The 24,165-nt window shown below is 53.9% G+C and carries 24 protein-coding genes, 1 tRNA gene and 1 CRISPR repeat array (1 of these 26 only partly in view); of the genes, 15 read left to right on the top strand and 10 right to left on the bottom strand.

Annotated features, from left to right (window positions below; all coding sequences use genetic code 11):
• The first annotated feature begins 21 nt into the window (after nucleotides 1-21).
• Entirely contained in the window at nucleotides 22-1,203 is a 1,182-nt protein-coding gene (locus SBG41_RS00250; protein ID WP_317895534.1) for a SufD family Fe-S cluster assembly protein, read from the top strand.
• Between the two features lie 33 nt (nucleotides 1,204-1,236).
• On the opposite strand, the gene SBG41_RS00245 is transcribed toward SBG41_RS00250, so the two are convergent.
• Nucleotides 1,237-1,461 carry a sulfurtransferase TusA family protein gene (locus SBG41_RS00245; protein ID WP_317895533.1) on the bottom strand — a complete coding sequence of 75 codons (225 nt, stop codon included), beginning with the start codon at nucleotides 1,459-1,461 and terminating at the stop codon, nucleotides 1,237-1,239.
• Nucleotides 1,462-1,588: 127 nt separating this feature from the next.
• Nucleotides 1,589-2,995, bottom strand: a complete 1,407-nt coding sequence (locus SBG41_RS00240) for a hypothetical protein (protein WP_317895532.1) — start codon at nucleotides 2,993-2,995, stop codon at nucleotides 1,589-1,591.
• Nucleotides 2,996-3,173: 178 nt separating this feature from the next.
• Between SBG41_RS00240 and SBG41_RS00235 the strand changes: the two genes are divergently transcribed.
• From SBG41_RS00235 to SBG41_RS00220, 4 genes are all read left to right on the top strand, one after another.
• On the top strand, nucleotides 3,174-4,253 hold the full coding sequence (locus tag SBG41_RS00235; protein WP_317895531.1) for an encapsulin: 1,080 nt from the start codon (nucleotides 3,174-3,176) through the stop codon (nucleotides 4,251-4,253).
• 250 nt (nucleotides 4,254-4,503) lie between these two features.
• The gene (locus tag SBG41_RS00230; RefSeq protein ID WP_317895530.1) at nucleotides 4,504-5,421 is read left to right on the top strand and encodes an ABC transporter substrate-binding protein; all 918 of its coding nucleotides are present in this window, start codon (nucleotides 4,504-4,506) and stop codon (nucleotides 5,419-5,421) included.
• Between the two features lie 5 nt (nucleotides 5,422-5,426).
• Entirely contained in the window at nucleotides 5,427-6,224 is a 798-nt protein-coding gene (locus SBG41_RS00225) for an ABC transporter permease (RefSeq protein ID WP_317895529.1), read from the top strand.
• On the top strand, nucleotides 6,185-6,877 hold the full coding sequence (locus tag SBG41_RS00220) for an ATP-binding cassette domain-containing protein (protein WP_317895528.1): 693 nt from the start codon (nucleotides 6,185-6,187) through the stop codon (nucleotides 6,875-6,877). The genes SBG41_RS00225 and SBG41_RS00220 overlap by 40 nt, the downstream gene beginning before the upstream one ends.
• A 31-nt stretch (nucleotides 6,878-6,908) precedes the next feature.
• Here SBG41_RS00220 and SBG41_RS00215 read toward each other — a convergent pair whose 3' ends face one another.
• From SBG41_RS00215 to SBG41_RS00200, 4 genes are read right to left on the bottom strand one after another with little or no spacing between them, the layout of a single operon-like run.
• A complete protein-coding gene (locus tag SBG41_RS00215) occupies nucleotides 6,909-7,259 on the bottom strand; it encodes a nucleotidyltransferase domain-containing protein (protein WP_317895527.1) in 351 nt (116 codons plus the stop codon).
• The gene (locus SBG41_RS00210) at nucleotides 7,234-7,413 is read right to left on the bottom strand and encodes a hypothetical protein (protein ID WP_317895526.1); all 180 of its coding nucleotides are present in this window, start codon (nucleotides 7,411-7,413) and stop codon (nucleotides 7,234-7,236) included. Before SBG41_RS00210 ends, SBG41_RS00215 begins: the two co-directional genes overlap by 26 nt.
• Nucleotides 7,414-7,427: 14 nt before the next feature.
• Nucleotides 7,428-7,667, bottom strand: a complete 240-nt coding sequence (locus SBG41_RS00205; RefSeq protein WP_317895525.1) for a HEPN domain-containing protein — start codon at nucleotides 7,665-7,667, stop codon at nucleotides 7,428-7,430.
• Nucleotides 7,664-8,107, bottom strand: coding sequence for a HEPN domain-containing protein (locus SBG41_RS00200; RefSeq protein ID WP_317895524.1), 444 nt, complete (start codon nucleotides 8,105-8,107; stop codon nucleotides 7,664-7,666). The genes SBG41_RS00205 and SBG41_RS00200 overlap by 4 nt, the downstream gene beginning before the upstream one ends.
• A gap of 246 nt (nucleotides 8,108-8,353) precedes the next feature.
• Here SBG41_RS00200 and SBG41_RS00195 point away from each other — a divergent pair, with 246 nt between their 5' ends.
• The 4 genes from SBG41_RS00195 to SBG41_RS00180 are packed head-to-tail and all read left to right on the top strand — an operon-like array spanning nucleotide 8,354 to nucleotide 11,123.
• The gene (locus SBG41_RS00195) at nucleotides 8,354-8,791 is read left to right on the top strand and encodes a Panacea domain-containing protein (RefSeq protein WP_317895523.1); all 438 of its coding nucleotides are present in this window, start codon (nucleotides 8,354-8,356) and stop codon (nucleotides 8,789-8,791) included.
• Between the two features lie 7 nt (nucleotides 8,792-8,798).
• Entirely contained in the window at nucleotides 8,799-9,713 is a 915-nt protein-coding gene (locus tag SBG41_RS00190) for a P-loop NTPase (RefSeq protein WP_317895522.1), read from the top strand.
• Nucleotides 9,710-10,723, top strand: coding sequence for an ATP-binding protein (locus tag SBG41_RS00185; protein WP_317895521.1), 1,014 nt, complete (start codon nucleotides 9,710-9,712; stop codon nucleotides 10,721-10,723). The genes SBG41_RS00190 and SBG41_RS00185 overlap by 4 nt, the downstream gene beginning before the upstream one ends.
• A gap of 46 nt (nucleotides 10,724-10,769) precedes the next feature.
• Entirely contained in the window at nucleotides 10,770-11,123 is a 354-nt protein-coding gene (locus tag SBG41_RS00180) for a NifB/NifX family molybdenum-iron cluster-binding protein (RefSeq protein WP_317895520.1), read from the top strand.
• Between the two features lie 78 nt (nucleotides 11,124-11,201).
• Here the strand turns inward: SBG41_RS00180 and SBG41_RS00175 are convergent, their stop codons facing one another.
• Together SBG41_RS00175 and SBG41_RS00170 are read right to left on the bottom strand one after the other, a co-directional pair.
• A complete protein-coding gene (locus SBG41_RS00175) occupies nucleotides 11,202-11,516 on the bottom strand; it encodes a DUF167 domain-containing protein (RefSeq protein WP_317895519.1) in 315 nt (104 codons plus the stop codon).
• Between the two features lie 95 nt (nucleotides 11,517-11,611).
• Nucleotides 11,612-11,699: transfer RNA gene (locus SBG41_RS00170), tRNA-Leu, on the bottom strand.
• Between the two features lie 133 nt (nucleotides 11,700-11,832).
• Here SBG41_RS00170 and SBG41_RS00165 point away from each other — a divergent pair.
• Complete coding sequence (locus SBG41_RS00165) at nucleotides 11,833-12,483, top strand: hypothetical protein (protein ID WP_317895518.1); 651 nt, start codon at nucleotides 11,833-11,835, stop codon at nucleotides 12,481-12,483.
• 195 nt (nucleotides 12,484-12,678) lie between these two features.
• On the opposite strand, the gene SBG41_RS00160 is transcribed toward SBG41_RS00165, so the two are convergent.
• Entirely contained in the window at nucleotides 12,679-13,119 is a 441-nt protein-coding gene (locus SBG41_RS00160; RefSeq protein ID WP_317895517.1) for a CopD family protein, read from the bottom strand.
• Between the two features lie 215 nt (nucleotides 13,120-13,334).
• Between SBG41_RS00160 and SBG41_RS00155 the strand changes: the two genes are divergently transcribed.
• Together SBG41_RS00155 and SBG41_RS00150 are read left to right on the top strand one after the other, a co-directional pair.
• Complete coding sequence (locus SBG41_RS00155) at nucleotides 13,335-13,769, top strand: hypothetical protein (protein ID WP_317895516.1); 435 nt, start codon at nucleotides 13,335-13,337, stop codon at nucleotides 13,767-13,769.
• A 130-nt stretch (nucleotides 13,770-13,899) separates the two neighbouring features.
• Complete coding sequence (locus SBG41_RS00150) at nucleotides 13,900-14,718, top strand: PD-(D/E)XK nuclease family protein (RefSeq protein WP_317895515.1); 819 nt, start codon at nucleotides 13,900-13,902, stop codon at nucleotides 14,716-14,718.
• A 21-nt stretch (nucleotides 14,719-14,739) separates the two neighbouring features.
• Here SBG41_RS00150 and arcC read toward each other — a convergent pair whose 3' ends face one another.
• Nucleotides 14,740-15,696: a carbamate kinase gene (gene arcC, locus SBG41_RS00145; protein WP_317895514.1), complete on the bottom strand. Its 957-nt coding sequence runs from the start codon at nucleotides 15,694-15,696 to the stop codon at nucleotides 14,740-14,742.
• A gap of 218 nt (nucleotides 15,697-15,914) precedes the next feature.
• Here arcC and SBG41_RS00140 point away from each other — a divergent pair, with 218 nt between their 5' ends.
• From SBG41_RS00140 to SBG41_RS00130, 3 genes are all read left to right on the top strand, one after another.
• The gene (locus SBG41_RS00140) at nucleotides 15,915-20,363 is read left to right on the top strand and encodes a P-loop NTPase fold protein (RefSeq protein ID WP_317895513.1); all 4,449 of its coding nucleotides are present in this window, start codon (nucleotides 15,915-15,917) and stop codon (nucleotides 20,361-20,363) included.
• A gap of 131 nt (nucleotides 20,364-20,494) precedes the next feature.
• A complete protein-coding gene (locus SBG41_RS00135) occupies nucleotides 20,495-21,007 on the top strand; it encodes a DUF996 domain-containing protein (RefSeq protein WP_317895512.1) in 513 nt (170 codons plus the stop codon).
• 188 nt (nucleotides 21,008-21,195) lie between these two features.
• Entirely contained in the window at nucleotides 21,196-22,596 is a 1,401-nt protein-coding gene (locus SBG41_RS00130; protein WP_317895511.1) for an MATE family efflux transporter, read from the top strand.
• 80 nt (nucleotides 22,597-22,676) lie between these two features.
• A CRISPR array of direct repeats spans nucleotides 22,677-24,165; the repeat unit is 25 nt; unit sequence CTTACAATTCTCTTTTGAGTTAGAG (it continues 50 nt past the right edge of the window).

Here is a 24,165-nt window from a genome sequence, read left to right as displayed (position 1 = left end):
CCCCTCGGAGGCGACCAGGAATTGCAAACAAGTACGCAGATACCTCGCCACGACTACCTAGAGGAGCTCGTTGATAAGCTTCCCTGGCAACACATAGCCGACTCCCCGACCACGAGGCACTACACTGACTGGAGCGTCTTTGAAAAAGTATTGCGGGGAGAGTACAGCACGGCATCGGAGAACTATAGCCTCATCCTACAGGGTTACGACGCACTTATAGGCTGCAACGGGGTCCAGAGCAGCGAGCCCAAGGAAGGCATAGCGGTTTACCGTCTCAACGAGGCAGCCGGAGAGCATAGACGGCTATTTGGGAGGCTTGTAGCGATGGACGAGAACAAGTTGACCGCAGCACACTATGCCAGGCTCGAAGAACCATACATAGTCGCTGTCAAGGAGCCGGGGGTCTACCGCGTAGGAGTATGTGGTAGGCCAGGCAGCGGCTGGAGCAGCACGCACCTCGTCATACACGTCCCCGCGAGAACAAAGGCATCGCTCCTCGTAGAGATAGCTGGCCCGTACCACGGCTCAGTAGTAATGGAGACCTTCATAGAGGAGTCTTCATCGCTGGAACTATTATCTGTTGCAAGGCCGACGAAGAGCAGCGTGCTAGCAATAATTTCGCGTAGAAGCATAGCGCCGAGAGCAAGGCTTGTCTCAGCATCGCTCTACCGCGCCTCAGCAATGCACCGGATCGAGGAGGAAACCCTTCTACAGCAACACGCAGAGTACGTTCACAGAGGCATAGCCGTGGGGAGAAACAATGAGCGCATAGACTATATAGCGAATACCTTCCACGATGGAAGAGAAAGCAGGAGCAACGTAGAACTATTCGGGTACGCCCTCGACGAGTCATTTGTATCAGCGAGGGGAGTCTCAACAATAAGGGAACAAGCCGAGGACAGCGCTGCACACTTCGACGCAGAGGTACTGATACTGGGAGAACGAGCCAAGGCGTACACAATGCCCCTAATGGAGATAAATACTGGCCAAGTCGAAGCCGCAAGCCACCATGCAGCACAATATCGCGTCCCAAGAGACGTAGTGTTCTATATGCAGACGAGAGGACTCAGCCCGGGCGAAGCAATAAGGCTAATGTTCAATGAGAGGACACTATCCGCTATAGAGAGCCTAGCGGAGATCGGTAAAACAATAAGCAACACCGATAAGGAGAAACTAGTAGAGAGCCTACTAGCACTCAGCTAATAATCCACAACAACCCTACCCTGTCATGCTTTCTTATCTCAGTTTAGTAACCCTGACATAGTAATAATCGTCCTTTTCCTCGACATCAGCCACACCGGTCTTCGTAGACTTCATGGCCTCCACGAGGAGGAGCACACAGCGCCAAGAATCTAGCATAGCCTCAATAGATTCTCCCGGCTCGAGTTCACTAAACCTTTTCATAATTACCAGGAAGGGCTCTGGGCATATCTTTCCACGCAAATCAAGAACACTACCCAATATTAACCACCGTTTTATTAACTCGTGTTTACTACGGAGACATTCCTTACTAAAATACTTTACCCATGTTTCGATAATTATAACACATCTATTAATAATACATTATAGTAAAACAAAACCAATAAAATTACCTAGTTGAAGAATAATACGAGCTACCTTCGACAAGAAACACTATAGGCACGCAGAGAGAGCGACTATTCGTCTCTTCACCAACATACTTTACAAATATGTGGAGCGGGAGCACGTGTATACCTACTAGTACACTCCTAGAGACAGCATAACGATATACTAGTTCAGAGCTCTTTGTCTCGCTAAAGTTAACCATAATGCTCGTCTTGACGGGCTCAATTCGTATCCCGTCGCTAGCCAGCAGCTCGGGTACAACAATGGCCTGCAGTGCTTCACCTGCCTCTTCTGCACCATAGGTTTTCCAGCAGAGTTTTATCGCGAGCTTGCCTTCCTCGCCCGGCTCAACCAGGTACACCTTGGTTAGCACAATAGTTGCTTTACCAAGGCCTTTTACGTTCATGCCGACTGTTGCTGATTTATCCGGATAGACTGGTTCTGCAACAATAGTTGCCCAAGGAGTTGTAGGCCAGAGGGGCTCTATGACGTAGCTTGCAAGCCTATTGGTTGCCGCATCAACCAGTGCTGTTAACCTCATATGGGCCTCAGGGGCGTCTATGCGAATCACCCAGTATAGGCGAGGCCTACCTATGAGTTCCTTTGCCACAACGCTCTCATTGCTAAGGACCAAGTTGCTACCGGTGCCCAGAACTGCTACTCTGAGATCTACCATATAGTGGTAATGGGTCTCGTTATTTATCATACTTCTTAGAGCTTCTTTCCATGGACCGTGATAGTGTCTAAGCACTTGTCTAACAGTATCGATGAGCAGCTGCGTGACATCGGTCCTTGCTAGTGCTTCGGGACTCGGCTGCTCTATCTCCTCTAGCGGCACCGTGTAATTGGCTTCATAGTCTACATTGATTGAGCCGTTTAGCGCGTCCACTATTATCCTTGTGTCACCGCAACAGCCGTAGGGCCAGAGCCTGTACCCCTTATAGGTCTTGCTGAGAGTAAGTATCCATTCCGGGTGTTTGACAAGGGTATTGTTTATGATGATTCCAGGCTCTAGCTCTGCTTTGACCAGGCTATGGTTTTCTCCGAGAACCTTGAGGGCCTTCCGGAGCACCTCCTCAAGGCTAAGGATATCATACTTGGCGTAGCCGACTACGTAGGTTAAATTACATGCCTTAACCGCGTAGGATATGTTGAAGCCAGGACGGATTATAACGGGGTATCCGAGGCGGCAATAAAGGCGAGAGACTCCTATGCACTTCCGCAAGGCGTTATCCTTCGGGGGAACATTGCCCATGCCTGTGCTCTGCTCTGTGCCAAGAGGCAAGGTCTTAGATGTGCTAGGCGTAGATAGTATAAGCTCATGTCCCATCTTCATGTTCGTTATGAGAATTAGTATGAGGATAACTATGGCTGCTATTACCATTATTGTCACAGGCACTCGCCTAGGCATAGGCTTAGGCCCATATATCACTTTCTGACGATATTGTTCCCTATAGTTCTACGTCTTCGAACAAGCTGCGCAACTCAGTGGAACACTTCATGCCTTCTTCTCGGTGCCTTGCGTGAGAGAAAACTTATCATCTGAGCCTATATACGTAATAACGTAGGTATAGAGTGGGGATCACGAATTGTTCGCACGTCATCCCCTTGAGTTGGCTAAGGACAAGCTTTCTGGCAAGGATCTTGCCGATGCTCTTCGCCTCGCCATTATGGCTGAGCTTGACGCGATCAACCTTTATCTGCAGATTGCAGAGAAGGCAGAGCGAGAAGACGTCAAGAAAGTGTTTATGGATGTTGCACGCGAAGAGAAGACTCATGTAGGCGAGTTTCTCGAGATGCTTAAGAAGCTTGACCCAGAGCAGGTTGAGGAGCTGAAGAAGGGTGCAGAGGAGGTAGCGGAGATTCTCGGCGAGCCGGGCGCCAATCCGAGCAGCGATATTGACGACCCAGGAGACCCGGATAACGGGGAAAGGGACAGCTTTGAGAAGGTTGTCGTTAAGGCATTTATTAGGAGTGTTGAGTCTTCGCGTGTGCTTCGAAGGGCTCTGCCAGTAACCCTCGTTGGGCCTGGCGTAGACTATGTTGTCGCTACCAGCATCGCTTATGGCGAGCAAGGCGTCGGCGTAGAGTCTGAGACAGTGGTACCTCTCCGCGAAGTCTTCACCGAGCTGGTTATCCCGCAGAGGCTTGTTGACCGCTACTCGAGGCTCGGCGAGCCCATTGACCCGCTGATAAGCTATGCTGCTAAGAAGTTTGTACAGTCCGAGGAGAGGCTCCTGATAGAGCAATTGCTTGGCGTAAAGGAGGCGCTCTCCGCGAGGCTCGGTACATGGGAGCGGGGCGGCGAGGCTGTGGACGATATAGCTAAGGCGGTCTCGCTGCTCGAGGCAGAGGGGTTCAGGGGCCCATTTGTAGTGCTTGTGCCGACTCAGCGCTACACTAAGCTGCTTGCCGTCCACGAGAGAACCGGGGTAATGGAGCTGACAAGGGTTGAGAAGCTAGCCAAGGTTGTCAGAACCCCGCTGCTCCCCGGCGACAAGGTTGTAGTGCTTGCTGCGGAGAAGAACGCCCTAGACATCGTGGTTGGAACCGATACCAGGGTGGACTACATAGGTCTCGAGACTGGCGGCCACCGGTTCCGCGCATGGGAGACAATAACGCTCAGAATTCTCAACCCGCATGGCATAGTAGTGCTCTCAGCGGAGTAAGCGAATCTGCCTCAGTCTTCTTTTTTAGCCCCGATACTGGCTGATTGTTTTTCCTTCAACGTGTCCACTATGTTGGTCTTAGTACTCCCTGGCTGTCCTTCGCTGGTTTATGGTTTTGTCTGGAAGGCTGGATACTTGGCTCTATTTTCTCGTCCGTACAGTTACGGGCCAGACGTTATAGGTATACGTTGCCCGGAGGAGTGCTGGGTGGCGCCTACTGAAGGCATCACTGCTCGGTGTTGCCGCCGCAGTGCTAGCAATCCTAGCAACCGCCGCCATGCTTGCTGCCAAGAGTGGAGGCAATGATAGAGGGCTGAGGCTTGGCATAGAGCTGAATACTCACGCTACAGCTGCCTGGGTTGCCCTCGACAAGGGGCTCTTCAATACTCATGGTGTACATGTAGATAGTATTCTCAGGTTTCGTACCGGTGTTGAGCTGGCGGCAGCCTTCTCTAAGGGCGAGATAGACGCAGCGTGGGCATGCCTAGCACCGATTATCAAGATTATCGATAAGGGTATTCCGCTGTACATAGTGGAGGCTACTCACTACTATGGGTATGGGTGCGTAGGACGCCCCGGGATCAACAGCCTAAGGGATCTACTGTCTCTCAGACACGAACCTGTTGTCGCGGTCACGGGTAATGGTGCTCAGACGCACATCCTCCTCTTGAAAGCGATGGAGAAGTACGGATTCAGAGCAAGGATCGTGTTTATGAAGCCACCTGCTATCCTCAGCGCCGTTGTAACTGGCTCTGTCGATGCCGCGTGCCTGCCCGAGCACTATCTCAGTGTTGCTGAGTCGAAGGGGCTCCACGTACTCCTCACTGCTCAGGATCTGTGGCCGAATATGCCTGGCAGCTACCTCGTTGTATCAGAGAGCCTCCTCAAAAAGCGCCCAGGTGTTGTCTGCAGGCTTGCAGAGATAAACGAGGAGGCGACGAGGCTGGCCTTGGAGAACACTGTGGAGGCGGCCAAGATTGATGCGAGGGAGCTGGGAGCCCCCGTTGAAGTCGTTGAGCGTAGCCTTGGCCGCCTCAAGCTGACCACAGCTATCAATGTGTCCGAGGTCCAGGCGCTCGCCGACCTAATGTATAGCCATGGCCTGATAAAGCACCGGATAAACGTGTCCAACTACATAGTTGACTTGTCTAAGCTGTGTAGTAGGTGATGAGCGTGGTGCGGGATAGGGTTGTGGAGGCGGTTTCGTACCTCGTGTTGCTCGCGGCCTGGCAGCTCGCAGCAATAGCGTATAGCAGTCCGTGGCTTGTTGGGCCGCTCGAGATAGCAAGGGTGTTTGCCGATAAGGTGTTCCTCGCAAAGCTTGTGGATGCGTACCTGCTTACAGCTATGAGGGCGCTCACCGGGTTTGCCCTGGGGCTCGTGGCAGGCCTCGGCCTAGGAGTCCTCGCCGGCATGGTTGCTCTGCGGCTGGGAGGTGTGCTCGAGAAGCTCTCTGCGATAATTGCTTCCGTGCCGAGTGTTGCGTGGATACCACTCCTCATAGCCTTGCTCGGTACCGATGAGTTCCGGCTCCCTGTTGCTGCGAGCTTTCTCTGCTCGTTCCCGCCAATCCTCTACCAGGTCTTCTCTGCCCTCCGCAGCGTCGACCCCGAGGAGGTCGCAGTGGCTCAGACCCTCGGCGCTGAGGGCATGTACCTCTGGAGAACGATAATCTTGCCGAAAGTGTTGGAGAAGCTGTTTCCCGCCGTGAAGGTCGAGAGCGTCATGACCTGGAAAACCGTGTTCGCTGCAGAAATGGTGGCCGTGCCGAGCGGGCTCGGGTACCTGGCAATGCTCTACGCGGACCTCCTAGACGTCGCCCATGTTGCGGCAATAGTCTTCGTACTGACTGCGACCGTAGCTGTTTTCGTGTCTCTCGCATCCCGCTTCGAGAAACGCGTGCTCGCGAAGAGGGGTCTGGGTGAGAGGTCTTGGCAGTCTATATCAATGTACGCCGCGCGGGAATACTAAGGAACGTGGAGCTAAACCTCCCTGGGAAAGGAGTCACCTTGCTCCTTGGCCCAAACGGGGCAGGGAAGACAACACTGCTCAAAACAATTGCTGGTGTTATCCGGGCCGACGCAGAAATCATCGTAAACGGCGTCGAGCTTCACGTGCTTCCCCCGAGCCGTAGGAGGGTAGCCTATGTTCCCCAGAGCCTCGCCCTCTTCAACCACATGGCCGTATACGATAACATAGCCTACGGGCTAAGGGCTAGGGGGCTCGGCGAGAAAGAGGTGCGAGAACGCGTACTCGCGCTAGCAGACATGCTTAGGGTAACACATCTACTGAGCCGCATGCCCTGGATGCTCAGTGGTGGAGAAAAACAGAGGGTCGCTATTGCCCGCGCCTTGGCAATAGATGCAAGGATGCTGTTGCTAGACGAGGCGTTTGACCACATAGACGCTGAGAGCCGTAGAGCACTCATGACCTATATCAGCGAGTACGCTGCAGAGAAGATGCCAGTGATTCTTGTCACGCATCACCCAGAGGAGGCCATGAGGCACATGGATGTAAAGGCCGTTGTAAGGCTCGTAGAGGGTAGACTGCACGAAATAAGGTACACTAGAGGCTCTGAGCCTTGGAGAGAGGAAATAGTGGCGGAGGCCATCAATCCTAGATAGTTGATTAAGAGGGTTCCTTAACCCTGGGGAACTACTTCACCTCTATCATGCGCCTCGAGAACCGCTTGTAGAGTTCAAGGAGGTGAGGACCTGCAATGTGGAGGTCTAGTGGATAGTCCCAGGGCATTCCGAGATCAACAGCCTTCTCATAGACTAGCCTAGATATCCTTGTAGCTTCATATGGGTCAGGGTCTCTCGGCAACACTATGAGCACGTCAATGTCGCTGAGCGCGGTAAGCCTGTCCTCAGCAGCACCGCCTATAACGTAGACCTTTATGTCCTCGCCTAGTACTTGTTTAGCAGCTTCAGCAACTACCTGGACGATTTGTCTCCACTTCATTAGCCTCCGTAACCGCTCAACCATGTGCCTCGCTGACGACACTTTTCTCAACCTCTTCTAGGAGCTCCCAGAGCTTCAACACTATCTCTCTGAGATTCTTTGCCTCGACTTCTCCGTAGCTACGGGCAGCGTACCTGGCCATAGTGTATGCCTCTTCGAGAACCCACAGATAGCCACGATTATCCGCAACAAACATCCTTATACGCTCAGCTAGCTCACTAAAAACCTGCTTCCTCTAGCCTTGCCGAGAGCACCGAGCAATTCCCTTACTCCATGGATGCGCTGGTATTCGCCGAAGAGGCGCAGAAGTAGTGCCTTAATTCTTAGCTGGATTGCTTGTTCTAGCGCAAATACGGCTACATCATAGTCCTTGCTCCTCATGAGTTCGTCAGCTATCTGAAGGAAGGTCCTCGCGCGTCTATTCATTTTCTCGACGAGCTCGCCGCTCAAGAGCCATTCGCCTCACTTGCTCTACTCTTCGCCGTAGCTAGGAGGTCAGTTTCTAATTGTTCGAGCTCATTTATGAGGCTTAGCACCTTGTCAAACATCTCCATGGATACGTCAACGGGTTTGTACATTACAAGAGTATGGACTTTTTCTGCCCATTTTACTGCGTCGCGATACTCTTGCTCTATCTTCTTGAACCTCTCCGCAAGCTCTACGAGGCCCTGGCTCTGCAATGCTTTCTCAATAAGCTTCATTATCGCAGAGACTGAGCACGTATGGTTGCTTGCTGGGTTGACTAGCCTCAGCAGGGCTGCCGCCCGGAGCTGCAGGGCGACATAGAGATGGTAGGAGGCCTGCGGAAGCATGCCCGTGGATGCTAGTTTCCGGGCCTTCTCCAAGCTCATCTTGTAGCCGTTGAGCAGTGTGTTCCTAACGGGGTCCATTCCTTCGTGCCCCCAGTAGGACTAAGATACTCATCGGGTTAAGGATATGTAGTCTCGTCCGGTCGCCGGCGGGAGGACTTGCTAGCCGGTATTTCGTCGTAGTCTGTATGGTTGTGCTTTTTACGAAATAAAAGATACTGTTTAATGAAATCACTAATTATCATATATTTTTAACCCTAGTCGGATAAGGTTTATGTAACAGTTGTTAACTTAAACGACCTACAAGGTTTTTAGCAAGCGTAAAAATTGTTCAAGAATAATATATGGTGGTGGCGTACGAGCATAAAGGGACGAGACGCCATAGCATACATCCTGTCTAAAATGGGGTGCGTTCACCCCTTCGTGTTCAGCAGGGTATTGGCACTAGCTGAGCTAAAGAGCCTCGAAAAGAGAGGGGAGAGGATCACCGAGGACCTTGTCTACGTTGCCGGTCCTGGCGTCTTCTACATAGAGGGGGTAAAGGACCTCATAAAGGACGATACGTGCTTTGTCAAACACGAAGGCGACCCATCTACTGGTAGGAAGGGCTGCATAGAGTACCAGTGCCAGCTACCAGAAATACCGGCAGAGGACAAGGCCTTCCTTGACGAAGCTATAGAAGAGGCCAAGAACTTATCCATGGAGGAGCTTAACGACCGCGTAGTCAATCATCCCCTGTATCGCAAACTTGTTAAGGAAGGGTGACCACTCCTTGCCTCCCCGCTTCGTAGTAGCAGTTACTGGGGGGAAAGGTGGCACAGGTAAGAGCTTCGTAGCCACGAATATCGCTGTACTCATGTCTAGGCACGTGGAGCTAACGCTCGCAGATCTGGACGTAGAGGCGCCTAATGATCATTTGCTCCTAGGGCTCCAGGGGCTCGAGAACGAGGAACCCATAGCAATCTTCTTCCCAATAATCGACTACAAGAAGTGTACGGCTTGCGGTGCTTGCGCCAAGGTATGTGATACCGGTGCGATCGTCATGGCTAAGGGCACGCCGCCGATGGTGATGCCGAGGCTGTGCAGCGGGTGCAAGGCATGCCTCTACGCTTGCCCCTACAAGGCCATTGACCCAGAAGGCCGCAGGGTAGTGGGCTACAGCTACTCTACCCTAGTGAAGAGGGGTGGCGGCTTCCGCCTCATAACCGGCATACTTAGGGAGGGCGAGGAGCACACTCCGCCAGCAATAGTTGTCGCGAAGCAAAGGGCTCTGAAGGAGACCCCGTCCGACGCCATGCTGATTGTTGATACTGGTGCTGGTACTGGCAACGGGATCTCAGCGGCCATACAGGAGGCAGAACTAGTGATCGCGGTCACCGAGCCAACACCGCTCGGGCTCCACGACTTGAGGGCAATACTGGAGATTGCTAGGGGTATGGAGAAGAGAATATGGATGGTGATAAACAAGGCGGGTATCGCGAGCCACGAGAAGCACTTAGAGACCGCCAAAGAGTATGGTGTTGAAAAGGTTTTCCTCGTACCATACGACCCCGAGGCCGCCAAGATATATGCTCGCGGCACTCCCGTCGTGGAGGAGTGCCCCAGCTGCGAGGCCTCCAAGGCACTCAACGAGATCGCACAATCACTCCTCGTAGAGGCTCTAGAGAAGGGGGTGAGGAGGAAGTGACCGCGCCCGAGATCAAGCCTCCTGTGGAGCTAGTGGTTGCGAGCGGTAAGGGAGGAGTAGGTAAATCGACGCTCACCGCTGTCCTCGCGCTAACGCTGGCCGAGAAGGGCTACCACATGGTAGCTGTTGACGCTGATGCTGAGGCGCCTAACCTGCACCTAGTGCTCGGCGTAACCCAGTGGGAGAAGGTAGACGATGTCTATGAGGGCCGCCTCGCCTACATACTTGAAGACAAGTGTACAAGGTGCAACCTGTGCGCCGAGGAGTGCGCCTACGGGGCTGTCGAGATAAAGGACGGGAAGTACGTGATAAACCCGTACATATGTGAAGGCTGCTTGACGTGCAGCCTAGTATGCCCACCGAAGGCGATAAGATACAAGTTCCGCGTCAAGAGCGGCGAGATAAGGGTCGCCAAGACCGGGTACGGCTTCACACTGGTCTCCTCCGAGACCATGCCGGGTAGGCCAAACAGCGGCAAGATAGTGACTGAGGCCAAGAACAAGGGCAAGGAATTGCTAGGGCCGAGCGGCGTGCTCCTCGTGGACGCTGCCGCGGGCATAGGGTGCCAAGTTATATCCAGCTTGACGGGGGCCCAGCTCTCAATACTGGTAGCTGAGCCTACCCTCGCGAGCCTAAGCGACCTAAAGAGAATACACAAGCTCACCAAGCACTTCGGAATAGCACCGATGCTCGTAATAAACAAGTACGACATAAACCAGGACGTGCTACCCCTCATCGAGGAGTACGCAGAGAAAGAGAACATACCGATAATCGGCAAGATACCCTACGACCCGGAGGTCCCGAAGGCCTTGGCAACGAACAAGCCAATAACGATCTACAGCCCCGATAGCCCGGCAGCGAAGGCCGCGAAGAAGATAGCAGAGTACGTGGCAGACGAGGTGCTCCCACAGTGGCGCACATGGTGGGCAAAGTACCGGCCAAAGAAGCCAGAGCCCTACGTGCCAGTAGTGCTAAGGCCTGGACAAATCACCAGTACTAGAGAGAGATAATTGCTAAAAACCCTTAAGAACTCGGTACAGAGTATGGTGAAACCCCATGGCAACCATAAAGATAGCCTTTGCCACAAACAATGGAGGACTAGACGACACCATAGCAGACCGCTTCGGAAGAACCCAGACCTTTACAATAGTAGAAGTAGACACCGAGACCGGAGAAATTAAGAACGTAGAAGTAGTCGATAACCCGGGCTATGCTGCTGGAAGCGGAGCAGGAGTAAAAGCAGCACAAACCGTAGCAGAGAAGGGCGCAAAAGTCTATGCAGGGCCACAGCCAGGCCCTAACGCCTACGCCGCCCTACAACACCTAGGAGTCAAAGTAATAACAATAACAGGGACAACGGTCAGAGAAGCACTAAAGATAGTGCTACAACAACTCAAAGAAGAACAATGAACTAGAACCAAAAGAATCCAAGAAATGTTGTTACGAGCCAGTAAATAAAGGGGGGTAAGAAAGACCCTTCTCTCCTTTTTACCCCGAGTTCCTGACGTGCTTCAAGAGAGCACGGACCACTTTCTCTTTGCTTACCCCAGGAAATAGGAGCAGCTTCTTTCTCGCAGACCAGCCCTTCACGATGATTGGCCTAACACCAACCACTTTCGAAAACCACCTTATAAGATCATGGTTCACACCGTGGTCTTTACAAGAAGCTGCTGAGTAGAATATCAGCTCTCCATTAACATGTTCTAGGTAGGTCTTAGCAGACTTCGGGGACACATAGACCCAGAGAACCGCGCCCTTCCCAGTATCAGCGACCAGGTCCCCTACACTTGTTCCAGAGGCCATGGGCTTGTCGCCACAGTGCCTTGAGGACACAGCACGGGATAACTGAGCCGCCGCTAGCCGGAAGAAAGAGCCGCCCCTTGACCCCTTATAAGGGGTGGTGCGGGGGGTGGGATTTGAACCCACGCCGGCCTACGCCAGCGGGTCTTGAGCCCGCCCCCTTAGACCTGGCTCGGGCACCCCCGCACCATTTAGGAATATCTTAGAACCAATAGTGTGGCCAATAAGGGTTTCCTATAATGCACGGTCCCGTGGAGAAATAAGGGGCTTGTATAAAGGCCGTGCCTCTGCCGATATCTTTCTACGCGGGGGTATTGCTGTGCCTAGGCCTGAGGACTTGTTACGACTTGCTGGTGTTGGGCGTTTCCAGGTTATGGCGCTGCTTCAGGCTGCCCGCTACTACGTGTTAGAGAAGGATTTTGATAAGGCTAAGAGCTTTGGGCTTAACCGTGCAATATTCTACGCGTGGGCTAAGCACTATGGGCCGAGGTATCGCAGGTTCAGCGCTACGCTCGAGGAGCTGCTGAGGCGGGCTGAGCGCCGCCGCCCTGGGCAACGCTGCCCCGAGGGCATGGAGGAGGTTCTGGGCGAGTGCGTCCAGGTGAGCCCGCGCGGCTGGTTCGTGATCGGCGGGGAGGAGCAGACTCCGCGGGACTTCGACCGCGAGGTGAAGATGAAGGTCTCGAAGATCATTGACTGGGAGAAGGCTTGGAAGGCCGCTGTCGAGTACGTCTCCTTGTTCCCGGACTGGGTTCTCCGAGACCCTCAGAGGTTCTACAAGCTGGTCTACGAGCCAGTGAGGGACACGTTCTTCGTGAAGCTGCTCCAGGGCGAGAAGCCAATGCCGCCCAAGCACATCCTTGAGCGCCTGGAGGCGCTGCGCAAAGCCGAGGAGAAGACGAGGCAACTAGGCCTAGACGCGTTCATGAAGAAAAAAGAGAAGCAGAAAGAGGATAAGGACAGTGCGTGATAATGTAGGGGCTCTTAGCGCGTTTCACACAAGCTTCTCCTCCTCGAGAATAATGCCAGTGCCTCGGGGAGGCTCCTCGTCCCGAGTTCAGTGTCAGCCGGTATTGTACCGCCCTTGTCCACGGCGCCTTATTGTATATCTTTGGCAGCCAGCCCGTAGATGATGCGCTCTCTACTCTTCGTTTTTGCTATGAAGCTATGTGAAGCGTAGTAGCCAGCCTGCGACTAGGAAGCCTATGGAGAGGATTGTTACGAGGATTATATGGGCAGCAAGATCTAGCACCGGTAGCTTGCCTTGCTCGGCCTTGGGCTCTATGCGGAGCTTGACGTCGGCTGCGAGCAGCAGCACTGTGAGCGCCATCGCGGCCTTTATGTCTAGTATCCTTGCTTTGCCCTCGAAGGCTAGCCACTGCTCCAGAGGAGCCCACTGTAAACCCATATAGGCGCCCGTGGCGAGGACTAGGAGGAGGCTTGGTATCCCTATCTTCTCGTAGACCTCTTCGAAACGCTTCAGTTCATAGGGGTCGCCTCGTAGCAGGCGCGGCAGATAGCCGAACGCTATCACTAGGTGGCCACCTATCCAGACGCTGGCCCCAAGTAGGTGGAGCAGCTGTGCAACGGCGTATGCGTTTATCATGGTGGCTTCACCGCATCCCCACGGCCTATAACGGCAGCAAGGTTTTAAATAATTAACATGTGTTAAAGATAGCTGGGCTCCAGGCATTGACTAGGGGATAGTGACCTAGCACACATTCTGTTAAACAAGGTGTTACCAGGCCCAACTGCTTAGGTTCACTACACGGCCGATATTGAAGCCGTGGAGGTATAGCCCAAACCATAGGGGTGATAATTATGAGTATATCCCTTACCGAGAAGCGTGTACTCCCTCTCATCGAGCCCGAGGAGCCGGTTGTCTCGGAGACTGATAAGAAGATAGAGGAGCTTAGGAGCGAGGTAGAAGAGGTAAGAGCCGAGGTAAAGTCATTCCAAAGCATTATTGATGCTTACTCGGCGTCGCTCAGCCTCTACGAGGCACGCGTCTCCAAGCTGGAAGCATTCCAGCGCATCGCCGCGATGGTAGGGGCGTGGAAGAGCCAGACCTGCGTCTACAACGAGAACGGCGTGTGCAAGCTCTGGAGGCTCAGCGAGGAAGCAGCCAAGCAGATAGGCGAAGAGTACGTGAAGAAGGAGGGCGAGGTATACAGGGTAGTCGTCTCGAAGGCGCCGTGGTTCTGCGGGCTCTGCCCACTATACAAGGCTGTAGTGGCTGAGAGGAAGAATAGCTGAGCAAGTTTTCTATTAGGGCCGATTTTCTCTTCACGGCAAGCCTTATCCCTATTTCTATGCTTAAAAAATCTTAATATAGGCGTGCTTGTCTTCTTGATAACGCTATTGGTAGAAAGTCTGGGCGGAACATATGGCAACAACGGATGAGGAGATTAAGGAGAAGATTCTAAGGCTATTGGAATCGGATAAGGAGTTTCGCTATACAGTGATGGGGCTACTGGGTTTCAGCGAACTACTTGAACGATTCTCGAGGCTAGAGGAGAGACAACAGAGGTTGGAAGAGAGGCAGCAGAGGCTAGAAGAGGAGTTCAAGAAGCTGGTGGAGAGGTTTGCAGAGCTTGAGAAGAGGTTCGCACAGCTAGAGGAGCGTTACCAGAAGCTAGAAGAGAGATTTGCACAACTAGAGGAGCGGTTTGCAAGGCTGGAGGAACGCTACCAGAAGCTAGAGGAGAGACAACAAAGACTAGAAGAAAGGGTTACCAGGGTCGAGGAGAGACTGGCAAGAGTTGAGGAGGGGCAACAGCAGCTGGTTAAGGCTGTAGAGGGGCTGAAGAGGAGTCTGGGCGCGCTGGGCCGTAGGGTTGGTATGAGGTTTGAGTCCCTTGTCCGCGAGATTTACCGTGATTTGCTTGAGGAGCATGGCTTGGAGCCCTTAAGTGTTAAGAGGTTCCAGTACGTCGATGTTGATGGGAAATATGTTGCACGCGGAGCGGTCATAGAGGTTGATATCTATGTACACGATAGCGAGGTGTGGTTGTTAGAAGTCAAGACCTATGTAGAGCGGGACGACGTTCTATGGTTCTACGAGAAGGCGGATATAGTTGAAAGGATTCTCGGAAAGAAAGCTTCGAGGAAAATGATCCTCGCAGTAGAGGCTTCAAGGAATGCGGCCGAGGCAGCGAAGAGTCTCGGAATAGAGCTTCTTGCTGGCGAAGTAACGGAGGAGTAAATGGGGCAAGACAGTGCTCGTTTACCCTTTGACGATCCTGGTCCCCTTCCTCCCCTCTACGACGTCTAGTGCGTGGTCTAGGCTTCCTATCGCTGCGTATGCGTTTGGGCCGCGTTCTTCTACGAACTCGATTGCTGCCTGTATTTTTGGCCCCATGCTTCCGGGAGGGAATTGTCCCTGCTCTAGGAGGCGGCGCGCCTCGCTACTCGTTAGGGTTTTGAGGGCTCGTTGGGAGGGCTTGCCGTAGTCTATGTAGACGTAGTCTACGTCTGTCAGTATTATGAAGGCGTCTGCTCCTAGTCTGCGCGCGAGCAGGCTTGAGGCAAGGTCCTTGTCTATCACAGCCTCGACTCCGATTAGGCCGTTGTTGCTCCTCGTTACGGGTACTCCTCCACCACCTACCGCTACCACAACGTAGTTCTGGGAAACGAGGCGCCTTATCGCGTCGAGCTCCACTATTTCTAGGGGTTTGGGGCTCGGTACTACTCTTCTGCATCCTCCACGGGGATCGGGTTTGAAGACCCAGCCCGTCTTCTTAGCTATCTCTTCTGCTTCTTTGCAGTCGTAGTAGGGCCCGACGTACTTTGTGGGATTCCTGAACGCCGGGTCGTTGGGGTCTACGAGTACCTGTGTGACTATGGTTACTATGCGTCTGGGCAGATTGTTCGCCTCTAGCTCGTTCCCGATTGCTTGTTGGAGCATGTAGCCTAGCCAGCCCTGCGTCATGGCGCCAGCCATGTCCATTGTTATGGTCGAGGCTAGGTGCGGGGAAGCCCGGTAAATCCATTCAAGAATGAGGCCTACCTGGGGCCCGTTGCCGTGGGTTACTACTACACGGTATCCTTTCTTGATCAGCTCTACTATTGAGCGGGCTGCCCTCTTTACGTTCTCCCATTGCTTCTCCACGCCTTCGCCCTTCTTCATGAAGGCGTTGCCGCCGAGGGCGATGACGAGGAGTAGGCCGTCAGTGTTGGACAAGAAGGTGTCACCGTGGATTCGTTTCCCTGTTCTTTGTTCTAAAAACTGGTCTCGGAGACTACCCGGGGATATGCTAAACCGGTTCCCGAACAATCCCTCCACCGGAGGAGCTGCTACGAGGAGAATGTTACCCGGGTCTATACGGTGTTACCGCTGCTTGTTTATGGATGCCTGTGTACACGTGTTACCGCCTCTCTTAACAGCATTGGGGTAGCGGTATGGCTGCTAAGACTCCGGGCTGCGGCGCTGTCCCGCGGAGACTTCCAAGCCTCACGGGGACCGATGCCGAGCTCTTAGACGAGTATATTCCTCCGCTCCCCAGTAGGCAGAGGGTCTACCAGCAGGTCGCAGAGGTCCTCAACGAGATAGAGAAGAGCAGCGACCCAGTGCTCGTAATGCTTGTCGCTGAGTGGGGTGAAGGGAAGACAAGCATCTACAATGCCAGGATCAAGCCCTGGGCGGAGAAGAACAAGTGGCTCACATTGGAGACCAGGGCCGCGACAGTAGCTGCACACCTAGCATCGCTAAGGCAGAGGGCTGAGCGTGACCCCGCCTTCCGGCTTACTGCCGCCTTGCTCGCAGCCGGGCTAGAGGCCTCCGGACTGCTAGCCAAGTATGGGCCTCCAGACGCTGCCCCGAGCCTCCGAGAATACGTTGAGAACGTCCTAGGCTCCCTGGCCGAGGGGCGTAGGGGCGTCATAGTCTTCATTGACGAGTTCGAGGACCTCGTAGCCTCTGCTAGCGAGGAGGAGCTTGGCCTACTCGTCGCGGGGCTCGTAGGCCTCCTGAACGGCGACGTTGAGCTCGTCTCTGCTAGGTGTAGGAGAGAGAACTGTCTCCGCGGAATGTTCCATGTAGTGGTTAGCCTCACTCCCCCGGCTTATAGCAGGCTTATGAGCCTCCGCGACTTCGCAACGATAGCTGCTAGGCTGAAGAGAAGGGTTAGGACTATATGGGTTCAGCCCCTGACTAGGAGGGAGGCATTCGCGTTCCTAGAGAGCCTCGCCAGGTATAGTCTCGGCGAGGGCCTGGACTCGCTCCTCGTGGACCGCGGTCTCGCAAACGCCCTCGTTTCTAGCAGCCTTGGCAACATGGGTGCCCTTGTCTCGGCTTTTCGCTACCTAGTCTCCTGGAGCAGGGGGCGGAGAGGCTGCGGAGACGCGGTAGCGATCCTCGACACGGCTGAGCTGATCGAGGCCCTTGAGAACCTGCGCCTCAGCGTCGGGGGAGCAGAGATACCAGCAATCAATGCCGAGGCATATACGAGGCTCATTGACGGCTGGGAGGCTCGTGCAAAGCTAGCTGGCTTAGACCCTGCTAGGGCTAGGAGGCTCCTAGACGAGCTTGTAGCGAGGGGTGCCGCTACTTGGCAGCAACTAGTAGAGGCAACCAACATGAGGAGGGAGCTGGTAGCGGAGGCTGTGAGAGAACTCAACATGTATGGTGAGCAGGCTTGGCCCCGCAGGGAGCTAGGGGTGCAGCGCCTCGTACACGAAGTAGTATTGGTGCCGGCTGTCGAGGACGCTTTTAAGCTGCTGCGCGGCGCTGAGCCCGAAATAGCTAAGCTGATGCCGCAGCTAGCCCCGAGAGACGACATGAGGCCCTTGGAGCAGCTCTTAGACGGCCTCGTCTACCTTGACCAGGCTGGCCGGCTCGTCGTGGCTGTGCCGCCCAGCGAGGAGGACGCTGCACCGCTCGTGGCGGATGCTTCGCCGCTTGAGCTTAGCCGGTTCGAGGCCGAGAGGCTGGCTAGCCTGCTATGGGAGAACATCTTCTCCAAGCTCGTGGGCGTGGGCGGTGAGAAGGCGCTCCTCTTGTCGCCTAAGATGCAGCGCGTCATCTACGTGAGCCCGGAGCTACACTACCTTGACTTCATAGCTGACCGCGTGGAGAGACTGCGCATAATCCGCCGAGTCTACACCGAGGCTGGGCGCCAACACATGTTGCTCGGCCTATCGCTCATCCTCGCCCACGAGGGGCTCTTGGAGGGAGAGCCGGCAACCCAGGGCGACGGAGTCGCAAGGATAACTGCACGGGTGACGGGGGAGACCAGCGCGAGGATACTGGTATACGCGATACCTGGCCAGGTGACGGGGGCTGAGGCTAAGAGGCTGGAGAGCCAGCTCCTCACCGCCATAATGAGCCACTGGAGGCCGCACGCGATACTCCTGGTTTACCACGGCGGTGTTGAGCCGCAGGCGGACCGCGTACTAGAGGCCCTGGAGGCAAAGTTCTTCGTCAAGATAGTCAAGGCCCCGATAGACTCCATGATGACCCGGGTGAGGCTGCAAGCACTCGGCATAAAGCTCAGCGACACCTATGGCGGGGTCGAGGAGGCTCTGCGGGCTGCGCGGAAGATAGTAGTGGAGTCCTCTGAGGCCGAGGCTGCTGGCCTTGATCCGCTGAGGCTTGCGAACCTGTTGCGAGAGCTTGGCGAAGAGCTTCGGCTGAAAGAGAGGCTGCTTCGTGGACTAGAAGAGGGCATTGATGGGGCACCGCTGCTCGTAGGCGATCCAATGCTTGGCTACGACGTGGAGAAGCCTACTGAGCTCAGTGGCGCGCTTCGCTACTTCCTAGTAGCGCCTTCGACGAAGACGACCGTCCAGGAGGCGCTCAACGCTGCCTACGAGTACGTGATGCGCTACCACCTCTACCGCGGACAGGGCGGCGAGGGCCGGGGCATACTCAGCCCTGACATAGACCGGAACGAGTACACTACGCTAGAGCGCTACATGACCTTGCTGGTCGCGAACAAGTTCTTGGAGAGGACAAACGGAAGCGTCTACATTGACACGCTTAGCCCGCTAGAGAAGGCCGTGCTGAGGGCCCTTGAGCAGCTCGATGCGAGGAGCAAGGAGGTCCAAGCGGCCCAGATATGGGACGTGCTGGTTGTGGCGGCCCGCAACCCGGGTACTCGGAGAATGCTGCTACAGAGCCTTCTCTATCGCGGCCTCATAACTAGCTCCTCTGGCTCGGCTAGGAGGATAGACGCTGACCGCATGAAGATAAGGCTAACCGATAGCGACGAGGACGCTTGGAGGCTCATAGAGGAGGCGAAGAAGCTCGTAGAGGAGATAGAGGCTGACCCGGTGGCGGCTTCGTGGGGTCTCGTGGTCTCAGCCAAGGCTAGGGACTTTAGGGCTGGCAGCCTAGAAGCCTTTGTCGCGAAGTCTAAGAGGCTTCTAGGAGTAGCGCTCGAGGCACTACGCGCCGGCAACAGGCTCATGAGCCTTAGGCTTGCACGTCTCGTCTACGACACCGCGAGCTACGTCAAGGAAGAGGTTCTTGAGGCGCACGTGCACCGTGCAGTCGAGGATGCACGCCGGCTCCGCTCGCGCATCGAGGAAGAGGCTAGGAGGATAAGGGAGCTCGTATCAGCGCTCAATGAGCAGCTCAGCACCTTGCTCGGAGGCGCAAAGACTAGCATAGAGGTACAAGTACTCGACAAGCTGGAGGAAGCACTCAAGGTCTTCTCGGAGATCGACGAGCTAAGGATGAGTGAGGAAGAGCTCGAGAAAGAGGTTATGAAGCTATGGGAGGCCGAGAAGAAGAAGCATCCACGGGATCCCGGCCGCTACACTCCGTTCTACGTTAACGGACTCGGCCCACTACTACACTTCAACTATAAGCTATGGATGTTGTACTCCAGGCTAGAGACGCTCGGGATAATGCGGCTCGGGCAAAGCGGCGCTGAGCCCAGCAAGGAGGTAGAATCCATAACTGCTAGGCTAGAGTCGCTGCTCGAGTCAACTAGGAGGATAATGGAGGATACTGCTGAGACGAGGAGGCTTGCCGAGAAGATGAGCGAGAAGCTGGAGAGGCTAGGGGTAAGGGTGCCGCCGGAGGCCTTGGCTCTGCCGGGATTCGAGCACTCAAGCGTCGCCGAGAGGCTTAGTGTGGAAGAGGCTGAGCAGCTGGTGAAGGCTCTGAGAAGGAGCCTTGAGGATGCGCGCAGACCTCTAGTAGAGCTCGACGAGCAAGTATCAAGACTCTTGGACGAGCTTGCCGGGCTAGAGGACGAACTCGTGTCTGCTAATAGCTGGGCCAAAGCGCTCGAAAAGATACTTGAGGATGCGCGTGCAGCAGGGCTGCCCCAGACCACGATGCTTGAAGAAGTCCTCGGCGACGTCAGGTCAGCCATAGCCCAGGCACAAGGCATGAGGAAGCGGGCAATCGAGGGGCTTAGGGGGAAGGAGCCCCAGGAGCTGCTCGAGGCTGTGAGGGGTGCTAGAAGTCTCGTAGAGAGCGCTAGGACGATTATACGCGATAGCCTTGACCGAGGCCAGCGGGTCCTCCGGGACGTGGAGGCAGAGGCCAAGAGGATACTTGCTAGCCTAGAGGCGGAGGCAGAGGCCCTAGAGGCGGCGCTGCGGGCAATCGGCCAAGAACCCTCAAAGCCTAGGAAGGGTGCAAACGTGTTCGAAGACATTCTCGCTTTCCGCCAATACCTCGAGGAGCTTAGAAGAATGATCGAGGAAGCCGGGATACTCGGTGAGGACGAGCTACGGGCCTACCGCGAGGTCGTCGCTGAGAGAAGGAGGCGTGGAGAACTCTTGTTCCGTGAAGCAGTGGTGCTTGTCTCCGAGAGGCTGGGCATAGGCCAAGATGCCGCGAGGAAGCTATTGATAAGCCTTATAGAGAAGGGCATACTCGAGCCAAGGATCTGAACAAGGCCTCAGCATTTCTTGGCCCATCTCCTACACGTTGAGGCCATTACGGTTTCTCCATGGCTGCGGATAGGAATATGTTTTAATATCTTCATCAAAGCGCTTTATATCTTAGCTTGAGGAGATTGCCATTGGAGTTCGAGACGGCAAAAATACTCTCAATAATAGGGCTCGTGCTAATGATAGTTGGCTCGGGACACTTCTCTATCGGGATCGTGGGCCTAGTACTATACCTCGTAGGACTCTACTATTTGTCCAACATCTATGGGAGAGAGGAGATCTTTAGCTATGCGTTTAAAGCCACCATCGGGTTCTTAGTAGTATTGATAATTGTTGCCTTCGTTATAGGAGTATCTATACTGGGTGGGGCGATAATTGGAGGCCACATAGGGCTAGGCGTTAGCGTAATAATTGGGTGGATCCTGCTTTATCTCGCAATGCTCTATTATGGGTTAAACAAACGCGACCTAATGAACGTGCTGGGAGAATACGGCGATAGAAGCCTCGCCGGCCTCACGGCAAAGCTTTACTGGTATGGAGCAATACTGACAATAATCATTATCGGTGCACTGATTGTCCTCATAGCCGAGGTACTGGAGGTAATAGTTCTCGCTACGCTGAAAAAAGCCTCCGCAGCACTATAGACTGTTTTTCGTATAGGCCGTAGGCACGGTTATTACCACCCCCTACGCTGACTAGGGGTTCCATGGAACTCTACGGAGCCTTTCAAGAAGGGCTATTTTCCTACAACCCGCTTCAACGCGCCAAGTGTTGCACGGGCTAGTAACGCGCCCGATTCAAGAACACTTGCTCCAATGCGGGTCGAGGAGGAGTGGATAAGCGGGACGAGGTAGGCTCGCGGCTCAAGGGGCTGCGTGAGCGCGTCCTTACCGAGCCGAGGCTCTTTCGCCTGATCCTCTGGCTAGCAGCCCCCCTCATGGTCTCAATGGGTATTAGTACTATCTACGAGATTGTTGATACTTTTTGGCTCTCCAGGCTCGGTAAGGCTGCGCTCGGAGCACCAATAGTCTCCTGGCCCTACCCCGACATATTGTTCGGCATATTGTTCGGCCTCTCTAGTAGCATATCAGCGCTCGTAGGCCAGTACGTTGGTGCTGCTAAGTGGAGGAAGGCGAGAGAAGCGGCTGGAACAGTGCTCGGCGTGATGCTTCTCGTCGCCGTCCCGGGCTCGCTCGCGATCATGGCCTCCGCTGGCCTATACCTTTCGGCGATAGGGGTTCCGAGCGATGTTAAGCCCCTTGCTGAGATCTACTTGACTGTGCTCGCGGCCGGGATACCCTTATCGGGCATCTACTTGTTCTTCACGATGACGCTCAGCGCTATGGGGGACACCACAACTCCTACAAAGATAGGAATAGCATCCACACTGATAAACTTCGTCCTCGACCCCATACTCATCTTCGGCTTGCTCGGCCTGCCAAGACTCGGAATACTTGGTGCAGCATTGGCGACCTTCTTCTCGCGAGTATTCTCGGCCAGCTACGCCGCCTACAGCCTAGCCACTGGCAGGCACGGCCTCAGGCTAAGCGTCGGAGACCTTAGGCCTAGGCCGCTCTACCTCCGCCTCGCCGCCCACGTATCGATTCCACAAATAGTTCAGAGACTAGCGATGACACTGGGCTTCATGACCATGGCGGGCATAGTCTCAGGGCTCGGCACCGATGTCCTAGCAGCCTACTCTATAGGCCAGATAATAATCGGGATCGACCGGATAATCTCTATGCCATTCGGCAGAGCAACCGGCATAATAGTTGCACAAGCACTTGGCGCCAAGATGTATGAGCGGGCAAAGAAGGCTCTCTGGACCGGGCTCACAGCACTACTCGTAACAATCTCCGCATTCCTCGCAGCAATAATGCTGTTCGCAGAACCCTTCGCAAAGATATTCAGCAACGACCCCAACGTTATACGGATAACAATGGACATGATACACATCTTCGCCCCAAGCACCCTCGGCTTCAGCATATTCATGGTGGCAAACACGATTGCACGGAGCAGCGGTAGAACCCTCTTCGTCTCCATCCTAGGGATAGCCAGACTATGGTTCATGAGGGTGCCGCTATCATGGCTACTAGCATATAGGCTAGGAATGGGCGAAATAGGACTATGGACCGGCATGGCGATAAGCAACTACGCTACCGGCCTAATAGCCCTCACATGGCTACTCAAAGGAACATGGCTAAACCCAATAATACACGAAGGAACAGAATAACCAGAAACATGAATCAAAACTAAAAATTTGCCACTACAGCCCTGGCCCCAAGCTCAACACCTTACGAAGAAAACGATCCTCTTACAATTCTCTTTTGAATTAGAGCCATTTTAAGCGGATACGTGCCACCATGCCGCAACACCTCTGCCTTACAATTCTCTTTTGAGTTTATCAACAGCCAGTATAGCGCTCATAACAATGCTTTTGAAGAGCTCTCTTACAATTCTCTTTTGAGTTTATCGCAGGTGAGGGGCATGAGAGCCGTCTCGCCCATAGTGGCCACGGTGCTACCTTACAATTCTCTTTTGAGTTTATCTCGGCGGGTTAGTGGTGGAGAAGGCCGGGTCCTCTGCATGGGAGCTTACAATTCTCTTTTGAGTTAGAGGAAGACAGCCGATGGCAGGGAAGCCGCGATAATGCGGAGCCTAGCTTACAATTCTCTTTTGAGTTAGAGGGGCCCGCATCATTACCTTCAAGGCTCCCTTGGAGCTTGCTGCTTACAATTCTCTTTTGAGTTAGAGTCTCATATACCGTCTTGGCACTAGTTCGCGGGACAGAACCGATGCTTACAATTCTCTTTTGAGTTAGAGCTAGGAATGCGAGGACGGTATCGATGCCCGGGCTTAGCCCCACTTACAATTCTCTTTTGAGTTAGAGGGGAAGATACCTACGTGCCGCCCGACGAGAAGGTGGTCGCTTACAATTCTCTTTTGAGTTAGAGTGCTGGGCTTGGTTTGATCGTTCTTGGCGCGTATAGTGCTCTTACAATTCTCTTTTGAGTTAGAGACTCTACAAGGCCGAGCGGAGCAGCACGCCGACCGACGACCTCATCTTACAATTCTCTTTTGAGTTAGAGCTACAAGACTATTCTCGGCGGCGTAGTGAGGGTTGTTGAGCGTGGCCTTACAATTCTCTTTTGAGTTAGAGCGCAAAATATGGGATATGGATAGGATATGGCAGAAATGTGGTAATCTTACAATTCTCTTTTGAGTTAGAGTCTCCCGCTCAACAATGCTCTCATAATCCTCGACAGTGAACGCGCTTACAATTCTCTTTTGAGTTAGAGCAGTTGGCTGCTTAGCGTAGCTGCCAGGGCCTCTGATAATGATGCAATCTCTTACAATTCTCTTTTGAGTTAGAGCGGAGCGGCTGGTGCTGAGGGCTGGGGCGGGTGCTGTACCCTTACAATTCTCTTTTGAGTTAGAGTCTGTGGACAATACTGCTGGGGGCAGGTGGACGCTCGTTCTTACAATTCTCTTTTGAGTTAGAGAGCCGGATTATAGCGCGTTCTATGAGTGGTGTCTTAGTAGTGCTAGCTTACAATTCTCTTTTGAGTTAGAGTATCTTGTCGAACTCGACATGGAATAGCTTATTATCTATACTGTATCCTTACAATTCTCTTTTGAGTTAGAGGCGAGGATTATAGGGAATATATATACGAGGTTGACTGTGATAACTTACAATTCTCTTTTGAGTTAGAGCACCGCGCTCACGGAGCCGATTGCCGCGATGTTCTCGACAATATCTTACAATTCTCTTTTGAGTTAGAGATGTAGAGCCATTCGGGCC

The organism is Pyrofollis japonicus (assembly GCF_033097485.1).
Lineage (GTDB): Archaea > Thermoproteota > Thermoprotei_A > Sulfolobales > Pyrodictiaceae > Pyrofollis > Pyrofollis japonicus.
Note: the sequence above shows the minus strand (reverse complement) of the source record. Positions and strands in the feature narration are given on the sequence as shown.

Bases quoted from the DNA above. Each gene is read 5' to 3' on its own strand.
- SBG41_RS00210 (WP_317895526.1), bottom strand. From the start codon at position 7,413: ATGTTTGTTGCGGATAATCGTGGCTATCTGTGGGTTCTCGAAGAGGCA.
- SBG41_RS00160 (WP_317895517.1), bottom strand. From the start codon at position 13,119: ATGATAAACGCATACGCCGTTGCACAGCTGCTCCACCTACTTGGGGCC.
- SBG41_RS00200 (WP_317895524.1), bottom strand. From the start codon at position 8,107: ATGGACCCCGTTAGGAACACACTGCTCAACGGCTACAAGATGAGCTTG.
- SBG41_RS00140 (WP_317895513.1), top strand. From the start codon at position 15,915: ATGGCTGCTAAGACTCCGGGCTGCGGCGCTGTCCCGCGGAGACTTCCA.
- SBG41_RS00155 (WP_317895516.1), top strand. From the start codon at position 13,335: ATGAGTATATCCCTTACCGAGAAGCGTGTACTCCCTCTCATCGAGCCC.
- SBG41_RS00150 (WP_317895515.1), top strand. From the start codon at position 13,900: ATGGCAACAACGGATGAGGAGATTAAGGAGAAGATTCTAAGGCTATTG.
- SBG41_RS00180 (WP_317895520.1), top strand. From the start codon at position 10,770: ATGGCAACCATAAAGATAGCCTTTGCCACAAACAATGGAGGACTAGAC.
- SBG41_RS00240 (WP_317895532.1), bottom strand. From the start codon at position 2,995: ATGCCTAGGCGAGTGCCTGTGACAATAATGGTAATAGCAGCCATAGTT.
- SBG41_RS00175 (WP_317895519.1), bottom strand. From the start codon at position 11,516: ATGGCCTCTGGAACAAGTGTAGGGGACCTGGTCGCTGATACTGGGAAG.